Here is an 8,601-nt window from a genome sequence, read left to right as displayed (position 1 = left end):
CTCGGTGGGACATTAAGTTTAAGAAATTACAATGCTCAGGTTGGTGAGACTTACGCCATGATAAAAGCGTTAAACAAGCTCACAGGGCTAGGTATGCCTGAAACGATGGTAATCGCCTAACAATTAGTCATGTTAGGGGCGTTTTTAACTGAACGCGAATTAGGAAACAAAGCCCATTGTTGCGTAAACCTCATAACCTTGTTGCGCGAGCTGAACACTAAGCGCAATACCTAAACCTGTAGATGTGCCTGTTACTAATGCGATTTGTTTCATTGTATTCTCCTATTAAGTTTATGAAAGTATAATAAAGAAAATGAATCTTCACGACATCACACAAAAAGACATAAAAGTAGCACGAAATCCCGTTTTTTCCTTTTAGCGTTATGCAAGACAAATGAACAGACGCTTGGAATTTATGTTTAATATTTGCATATAAAGTCAAAACTATAGGCCACTTAAAATCAGATCGGCGAATACCCCAGAGGATGAAACAAAACATTGAGGTTGTACCAATACGCTATCCAAAAGCTCCTGAATCGAGTTTGGTGTATGCGGACGAGTTTTGAAATTGGAGGAGGTTTAAAACTATCTTCACGATCGAGAGGAAAGTCGATATCGACCTCTACATCATCAGATACGATTGACTTGCCCGAGCAGCCATTGCGGGAGTTGGAGCTGGTTCTAGATTGGTGTTTTTGGTATCCAAGGTGCTCATTGAGGTCAGCGTTTAACGCCTTCTCAACGCTCACCTTGGTTAACATTTTTCGTAATTAATAAAGATCAGATTCTGTCTTAATTGACTTTGCTGCTTCACGAACAAAAGCTTTGAGTGCTTTCTTATCTATATTGTCCATCCTTATCCTTTAAGGCTTAAGACTAGACAGTTACACAGAACTCAGGACACTCTCTAGATCTTAGTTACTAATACAAATACCACTTTCATCGAATACGTGGCAATCGGATGCTGAAAAATTCAAGTCAATACTCTCAAAAGCCTTTACTTCTTTGTCCCCAGGGTGATATACAATAAAGCCTTCTTGCTGCGCAAACTGACCAAACAAATAGGTACTATTACCCAAACGCTCCACTACTTCACTAGAAAATTGAATAGAAATATTTCCCTTTTCTTCACCCACATAAATGTGCTCTGGTCGTATACCTACTTTAACTTTGTCGCCAACTTTAACTGAACTCGCTTCGTAAATCGGAATAGACACCACCTGTTCATCATCCAAACGAATATCTAAATGTTCTTCGTTGGTTCTAGTCACTTCACCATTCACAAAATTCATTTTTGGCGACCCGATAAAGCCTGCTACGAACATATTGGTTGGCTTATTATAGAGCTCAAGTGGCGACCCCACCTGCTCAATGCGTCCATCGCGCAGAACTACAATTTTATCTGCTAATGTCATTGCTTCGACTTGATCGTGGGTAACATATATCATTGTCGTGTCTATTTCTTGGTGGAGACGTGCAATTTGTAGACGCATTTCGACACGAAGCTCAGCATCTAAATTGGACAAAGGTTCATCAAACAGAAATGCACTAGGATTTCGAACAATAGCACGACCAATAGCAACTCGTTGGCGCTGCCCACCTGATAACTCCTTTGGACGACGCTTTAACAAGTGCTCAAGTTGAAGTGTTTTAGCGGCTAGCAGAACTTGTCGTTTCACTTCATCTTTTGATACACCATTCATTTTAAGGCCAAAGCCCATGTTCTGTTCAACAGTCATATGGGGGTAGAGAGCGTAAGATTGAAACACCATTGAAATGTGACGTTCAGCTGGTTCTACATCATTAACCATCGTTCCGTCGATGAAGATCTCACCGTCAGAAATAGTCTCCAAACCTGCGATCAATCGTAATAGTGTGGACTTACCGCACCCTGACGGTCCTACAAAAACAACGAACTCTCCATGCGATATCTCTAGATCAACACCATGAATTGTTTGTACTTTTCCAAAACGTTTTTTGACGTTTGATAGTTTTATATCTGCCATTTTTTGTGCCTTAAATTCTTAACCCATTCAGTTATCAACCAAAATAACTCAAAAAACCTCACTGGTTAACATGTTTTTACCATTTAGTCAGTTATTGTGATTTGATTCATAAATCTGGTCATAACTCGCTCCTATAACATGTGCAATCTAGCTAATTTGAAGCGAGTCACACAATAGTTATCAACCAATTGTTAGTCTCTTCCCCAAGTTTGGTGTGCCAATTAATTTTCAATGGCAAATAACAAAGATGTTCGGCGAGGCTCTCCCTCTGTCTACATCGATTTCCACAAAGGAAGGTAACAATGAAACTAACGAAACTTGCAGCTATTACAGCTCTCACATTCTCGGCGTCTAGTTTTGCAGCAAACAAAGTCGAGCTAGAAGTCGCCAGTTGGAAAGGCGCTGGAGCAGAAGTTGCAAACTTTCCTGTTCTAATCGAAAAGTTCGAGCAGCAATATCCTGACATTAAAGTGCGCCTTAACTACATGGCGCGTAATGACATGGTCACAAGCATCCCAGCACGTTTTCAAGCTGGTAGTCCACCCGATGTGATCATGGTTGACCGTGAGTTCATCACTCACTGGGGCGGAGCTGGTCAGCTAATGGAGATTGGTGACCAGCAATTTGTGGAGCGAATCCAACCAGGTCTTCAATCTCACCTTGGGCTAGATGACGATGTTTACTATGCGATGCTTCAGGTGTCTGGTATGGGTATCTACGTCAATGATGATCTGATGAAAAAGGCTGGCGTGACAAAATACCCGGAAACAATCGCCGAGTTTACAGCTACTTGTGAAAAACTAAATAGCAACGGAATTACGCCAACGTTACTAGCGGGTAATAACGGTGCGTGGACACCTTATATCTTCTTCTTAGCGCTTGGTCTTGCTGATGGTGATGTTCCCAGCCAAGACCGTCTCGCACAATTCAACGATGGTAAGATCAAGTTTGCTGAAGATGAGTCAATGAAAAATGCATTCGAAGCTTTCCGTCTTATGATCGACGCGAAGTGCTTCGATCCAAAAATCAGTGCCGGAACTGACCCGTGGTCGGTCGCACTTACCACTTTCCAGTCAGGCCGCATAGCAATGCTTCCGCAAGGTTTATGGAACATCAATCCATTCATCAAAGACTCTTTGCCGGAAAACTTCTCGCTCAAGCCATTCCCATCAATCAATGGCGACAAAGGTATTACCCTAGACTACTTAGGTCCAGGTTGGGCTATTCCAAAAGATGCTGAGCACGTTGATGCTGCGAAAAAATGGATCGATTTCTGGACTCACGATGAGAACCTAAAACTGTTCTTAGAAGCGGATACAGCAATGACTTCATTGAAGGGAGGCACATCAGGTCTTCCTATGAATATTGCAAAAGACTACGTAGAAGCACGAGATGCAATGCAATACGTAACCTTCCCTGTTGGTGCACTGCCAGTTGAAGTAACGCGAGATATGACGAATGACATTACCTCATTTATGTTAAATCCAACTCAAGATTACACCGAAATTCTTGAACGTTGGGACTCATTAATCGCACGCGATATTGCGAAACGCTAATTGTTGTATTTTGGCAGCTATGCTTTTGTAGCTGCCGTCTTTGCCCATGGGCTAATTGAGGGTTGTAGTTATGAAAGTCGATAAAAGGTTATATTTCCTTATCCCGGCTCTATTTTTGTATCTCATGTTCACTATTTATCCGGTGTTCAAAGGGATCTCATTGTCGATGACAGAGTATGCTGGTGTTGGTGAAGCAACATGGGTTGGTCTAGACAATTATCGAGAAATATTCTCCGATCAACGTTACGTTCAGGTGCTGAAAAATACACTCATTTACGGGATTGTTGTCGTTGTATTTCAAAATGGATTGGGGCTAATTTTTGCTGCAATTCTAAATAGTATTCCTTCGGTCCGTGATGCTTTACGCACTGCGCTACTTGTGCCTTCAATGTTGTCATTAGTTATTGCCGGTTACGTGTGGCAATACCTATATGCTCCTATGGGGGGCGGACTCAACGAGTTATTTGCCTCATTTGGCATGGGTAGCATGCAACAAATCTGGCTTGGTGACTCATCAATCGCACTTTTCTCGGTTGCAGCGGTTCATGTTTGGATGTTCGTGGGTTATTCAACAGCAATTTTCTTAGCTGGTTATGCAGGGATATCGACTGAAATAAAAGATGCGGCTCGAGTTGACGGAGTATCACCAGTCAAGTCTTTCTTTCATATTGATATTCCTTTACTTGCACCTGCAATTACGGTCAATGTTACGCTCGCGACTATCGGTACACTTAAATCGTTTGAGTTCCCATTTATCATGACTGGCGGTGGTCCCGATTATGCAACTATGACGTTAGGCTTAAAGATTTTCCAATTGATCTTCCAAGACTTTAAATATGGTTCAGCAGCAGCCTTATCTGTTGTGATGATCGTATTAGTTGCTCTAATCACTATTATCCAAAACAGTTATTTGAGAGCTCGTGAGGACCGAATCTAATGAATAGTGTTACATCCAAAAATTTAAATCGTATGTCCGCAGGCCAAGAAATGACGAAAAGTGCACATAAGTTACTTTCACCTCGTAGTGTGAAAAAAGGAGCTTTGGTTGCACTGATGTTAACTGTGACTTTCATTATTTTATCTCCGGTGTTCTATATGGTATTTATGTCATTTAGAAGCCGCAAAGAGATCATGTTAGATCCTTTAGGGCTACCATCTGAACTGCACTTTTCTAACTACGTTAATGTTGTTGCAGACATGAATTATTTTGGTACAGTGTTCAACACAATTGGTATCACCATTGCCACGATTATTTCGGTCGCAATAATTTCTTCCCTTGCGGCTTATCCATTGGCCAGAATCCGTAGCCGAATCAGTAACGTGGCTTATATTTTCTTCATGTTAGGTATGGTTATTCCACCATTTGCAGCTCTAACGCCTCTTTACCTATTTATTCGAGATTTGGGATTATTAGATACGTATTTTGGTCTTATTCTAGTTTACACAGTAGGTCATCTTCCCCTCGGCGTATTCTTTTATACAAGCTTTATGAAGGCTATTCCTAAAGAGCTAGAAGAAGCCGCCACACTAGACGGTGCTTCGTTTTTAAAAACATACTGGTACATAATCTTCCCAATGCTAAAGCCAATCACGGGCACTTTAGCGATCTTCATCACCCTTGGTGTTTGGAATGATGTGGTTAACCCACTACTCTTCATCACAACCGAGAGCAAACTGACCATTATGCCAGCTGTTTTACGGTTCTTGGGCACGTACTCTGTTGACCCAACGCAGTTATTCCCAGCAGCTGTACTAGCGTCGCTACCGCTACTTGTTGTGTTCTTTACTCTGTCAAAACAGATCGTAAATGGCATGACAGCAGGTGCAGTGAAATAACCATCAAGAGCAAGGCATTTACGCCTTGCTCAACTTCTTTAGGAGGCAGCAACAACCGAATATTGAGTTTTACCCATAATAATTATGTTTAACTAATACTTTGCGCACTGTGCGTTTTCAATATTTATAAAGACTATCAAGTATTTATCCAATAACGATTTGAGGAAAACTATTAACATGGAACTCAAAAAACTCTCTCTTGCTACTGCAATTACTGCTTGTTTACTTACTTCTAGCAACCTTGCTGCAAAACAGATCGAACTTGAAGTCTCTAGCTGGAAAGGTGCTGGTGCCGAAATCGCAAACTTCCCTTTGATCATCGAAAGATTTGAGAAAGCGAATCCTGATATAAAAGTAAAGCTAAACTACATGGCACGAAATGACATGGTTACGAGCATCCCTGCTCGCATGCAAGCAGGATCGCCACCCGACGTAGTAATGGTCGACCGTGAATTTATCCAACACTGGGGGGCTAACGGTCAGCTAATGCCCTTGAATGACCTACCTTTTGTTGAACGTGTCCAACCAAAACTTAAGCCTTACCTTGGCCTCTCAGACACGGTTTACTATTCCATGCTACAAGTATCTGGAATGGGCGTTTATGTAAACAACGACCTCTTTGAAAAAGCAGGTATCGATAACTACCCTCAAACGCTCGAACAGCTCGTTAAAGCTTGTACCAAACTAAATGACAAAGGCATCCAGCCAATGCTCCTAGCTGCGAATAATGGCGGTTGGACACCTTACGTTTACTTTTTAGCAATGGCACTTGCTGACGACAACACCCCAGATCTTTCACGTATGGACAAATTCGTAAGTGGTGAAGCGAAGTTTGCCGACGACCCATCAATGAAAAATGCGTTTGAAGGCTTCAGACGGATGATTGATGCGAAATGCTTCAATCCTATGGTGTCAGTAGGTACTGACCCTTGGTCTGTTGCGTTAACAACATTCCAGTCTGGACGTGTCGCAATGCTTCCACAGGGTATTTGGAATATTACGCCGTTCTCTAATGATTCTTTACCTGAGCACTTCTCATTGCATCCTTTCCCTGCAGTGAATGGTACTAAAGGTATCGTCATGGATTACAACGGCCCTGGTTGGGCAATCCCGAAAGATTCAGGTGAGGTAGAAGCCGCGAAAAAATGGATCGATTTCTGGATGAATGATGAGAACTTAAAAATTTTCTTAGAGGCTGATACGGCGATAACTACCCTTGCTGGGGGCACATCTGGCGTACCAGAGCTCGCGAAAGCTTATGAAGAAGCGCGTTCAGCTGGTCAACTTGTTACCTTTCCTGTAGGTAACATTCCTGCCGACCTTGGTGCTGATATGCCAAATGACATTACAGCATTCTTGCTCAACCCGGATCAAGACTACAACAAGATTTTGCAGCGCTGGGATCAGATTGTTGAAAAACATCTTCAATAATCGCTTTCTACAAGGGAGAGGCGTCACAGCCTCATCCCTATTACATTCTCTTCTGAAAGCATGAAAGAAGCATTACAATGTGAGACGGCTCTGTTGCTTAATTCAGAGAGAAGGACATGCTGCTCCCATGTAGCCATAACGCTTTTTCCAGTTCTTGTTGGAACCGTAGAGCTTCTGGCAACTGATCTGCTCCAGCCAGACTGGACACTTCATTAAGCGACATTTTGTTGTTCAAAGATAACTGGGCTTAGATACCCAAGAGCACTGTGCCTTCTCGTCCGATTATAATCAATCTCTATGTACTCGAAGATCGTTTGGCGCATCTGGTCTCTCGTCATAATCGGCTCATATTGGATCGCTTCCACTTTCATAGAATGGAAGAAGCTCTCAACACAAGCATTGTCCCAGCAATTTCCTTTCCTACTCATACTTTGTTTTAGATTATAAGCAGTTATGAGGTCTCGATAATCTTTTGAGCAGTACTGACTACCTCGATCACTATGAACGATAACCTGCTCGGGGAACCCGCGACGGAACAACGCCATTGATAGCGCATCACAGACCAGCGTAGCCGTCATTCTGGTATCCATAGACCATCCAATTACTTGTGGTCAATAATTACCGCCAAGTACAGCCAGCCTTCGCTTGTCGCTATATAGGTGATGTCTCCAGCCCATTTTTCATTCGGAGCAGATGCGCTAAAGTTCTGAGCCAACAGGCTTGGAGCAACAGGCATTTGATGCTTGCTGTCCGTAGTGCACTTAAATTTACGTGCCGCTTTCGGCGTTAAATCTTGACGCTTCATACTGGCCGCAATGGTTTTCACATTGTGGCTATCACCGCTCTCAGACAGTTCTTTTTGGATACGCCTTGAGCCATCTCGGCCTTTGCTGTTGTCGAAAGCTTCTTTGACTTTTGAATCAAGATTTTGGCGAATAGCCTCGCGTTGGATGGCGTTGTGTCGATGCTTAATCTAGTAATAAAGCCCACTTCGGGATATCCCGAACACCTTAGCCATACGTACTATACTGAAACACAGCAGGTGTTCGAGCATAAACTCGTAGCAATTACTTTAGATTCTTCGCGAAGTAGGTGGCGGCCTTTTTTACAATTTCTAGCTCTTCTGCTTGCTCAGCCAACTGCCTTTTGAGCTTGGCAACCTCTGCGGCTAGCTCTTGCTCTTGCTCTCGCTGACTAGTACTGGTGTCTTTCTTCGAGTTCTTCCGCCACCCGTAGATTTGAGATTCATGTAAAGAAAGCTGTCTTGCTGTCGCAGCCACTCCCACTTTATCTGCTAACTTCAGGGCTTCTGCTTTAAATTCAGGGGAATGTTTAATTCTAGTTTTCTTAGTTGTCATTGTTCACCTCGTTAGTGATTATACTCACTTAACTCAGTGTCCAAAACTGCTGGGGCGGATCATACTTTAGGTAATACGAATACGCATCACCTATAGTTCACTTACCTAGTATATAGCTAAATAGCCTGAAAGTAGCGATTCTCGATACAACAAAGTAGCTAAACTAGGCGTAATCGAAACTTTAATCATTTGAGCTATTAGAAATCTTACAGAGTCAGTCTACCAAACAAAACTTACCTCCCCCAGAGTTTATAGTCTGACAAGAGAGGCTAACCATGACCTAAGACCTTCTATTACAGTTCAGTGCGATTTCGCCCATTACGCTTAGCTTTATACAGCGCATTATCTGCATTTTTGATTGCCTCATGTATAGAGTCCTCTTGTCCTTTCCAGTGCGATACACCAATTGAAATT

Annotated in this window: 6 protein-coding genes and 3 pseudogenes; 5 read left to right on the top strand and 4 right to left on the bottom strand. The window is 42.5% G+C overall.

Annotated elements, in window-relative coordinates; genetic code table 11:
• Positions 1–120: pseudogene (locus L3V23_RS21075) on the top strand (IS5/IS1182 family transposase); the annotation flags it as partial.
• 407 nt (positions 121–527) lie between these two features.
• On the opposite strand, the pseudogene L3V23_RS21070 reads toward L3V23_RS21075, so the two are convergent.
• Both L3V23_RS21070 and ugpC read right to left on the bottom strand, forming a co-directional pair.
• Positions 528–845, bottom strand: a pseudogene (locus L3V23_RS21070) (transposase); the annotation flags it as partial.
• 69 nt (positions 846–914) lie between these two features.
• Positions 915–2,006 carry a sn-glycerol-3-phosphate ABC transporter ATP-binding protein UgpC gene (gene ugpC / locus L3V23_RS21065; RefSeq protein ID WP_237292972.1) on the bottom strand — a complete coding sequence of 364 codons (1,092 nt, stop codon included), beginning with the start codon at positions 2,004–2,006 and terminating at the stop codon, positions 915–917.
• A 302-nt stretch (positions 2,007–2,308) separates the two neighbouring features.
• Here ugpC and L3V23_RS21060 point away from each other — a divergent pair, with 302 nt between their 5' ends.
• The 4 genes from L3V23_RS21060 (at position 2,309) to L3V23_RS21045 (ending at position 6,829) form a co-directional block, all read left to right on the top strand.
• Positions 2,309–3,562 carry an ABC transporter substrate-binding protein gene (locus L3V23_RS21060; protein ID WP_237292969.1) on the top strand — a complete coding sequence of 418 codons (1,254 nt, stop codon included), beginning with the start codon at positions 2,309–2,311 and terminating at the stop codon, positions 3,560–3,562.
• Positions 3,563–3,632: 70 nt separating this feature from the next.
• Positions 3,633–4,499 (top strand): sugar ABC transporter permease, encoded by an 867-nt coding sequence (locus L3V23_RS21055; RefSeq protein ID WP_237292968.1) that lies wholly within the window; start codon positions 3,633–3,635, stop codon positions 4,497–4,499.
• A complete protein-coding gene (locus L3V23_RS21050; protein ID WP_237292966.1) occupies positions 4,499–5,398 on the top strand; it encodes a carbohydrate ABC transporter permease in 900 nt (299 codons plus the stop codon). The genes L3V23_RS21055 and L3V23_RS21050 overlap by 1 nt, the downstream gene beginning before the upstream one ends.
• A gap of 177 nt (positions 5,399–5,575) precedes the next feature.
• Positions 5,576–6,829, top strand: a complete 1,254-nt coding sequence (locus tag L3V23_RS21045) for an ABC transporter substrate-binding protein (RefSeq protein ID WP_237292964.1) — start codon at positions 5,576–5,578, stop codon at positions 6,827–6,829.
• A 212-nt stretch (positions 6,830–7,041) separates the two neighbouring features.
• Here the strand turns inward: L3V23_RS21045 and L3V23_RS21040 are convergent.
• Both L3V23_RS21040 and L3V23_RS21035 read right to left on the bottom strand, forming a co-directional pair.
• Positions 7,042–8,187 (bottom strand): annotated as a pseudogene (locus L3V23_RS21040) (IS3 family transposase).
• 293 nt (positions 8,188–8,480) lie between these two features.
• A partial coding sequence (locus L3V23_RS21035) for a diguanylate cyclase (RefSeq protein WP_237292396.1) occupies positions 8,481–8,601 on the bottom strand: 121 nt, incomplete at its 5' end.

The sequence above is a fragment of the Vibrio sp. A1-b2 genome, assembly GCF_021726015.1.
GTDB lineage: Bacteria > Pseudomonadota > Gammaproteobacteria > Enterobacterales > Vibrionaceae > Vibrio > Vibrio diazotrophicus.
This window is presented reverse-complemented; position numbering and strand designations above follow the sequence as displayed.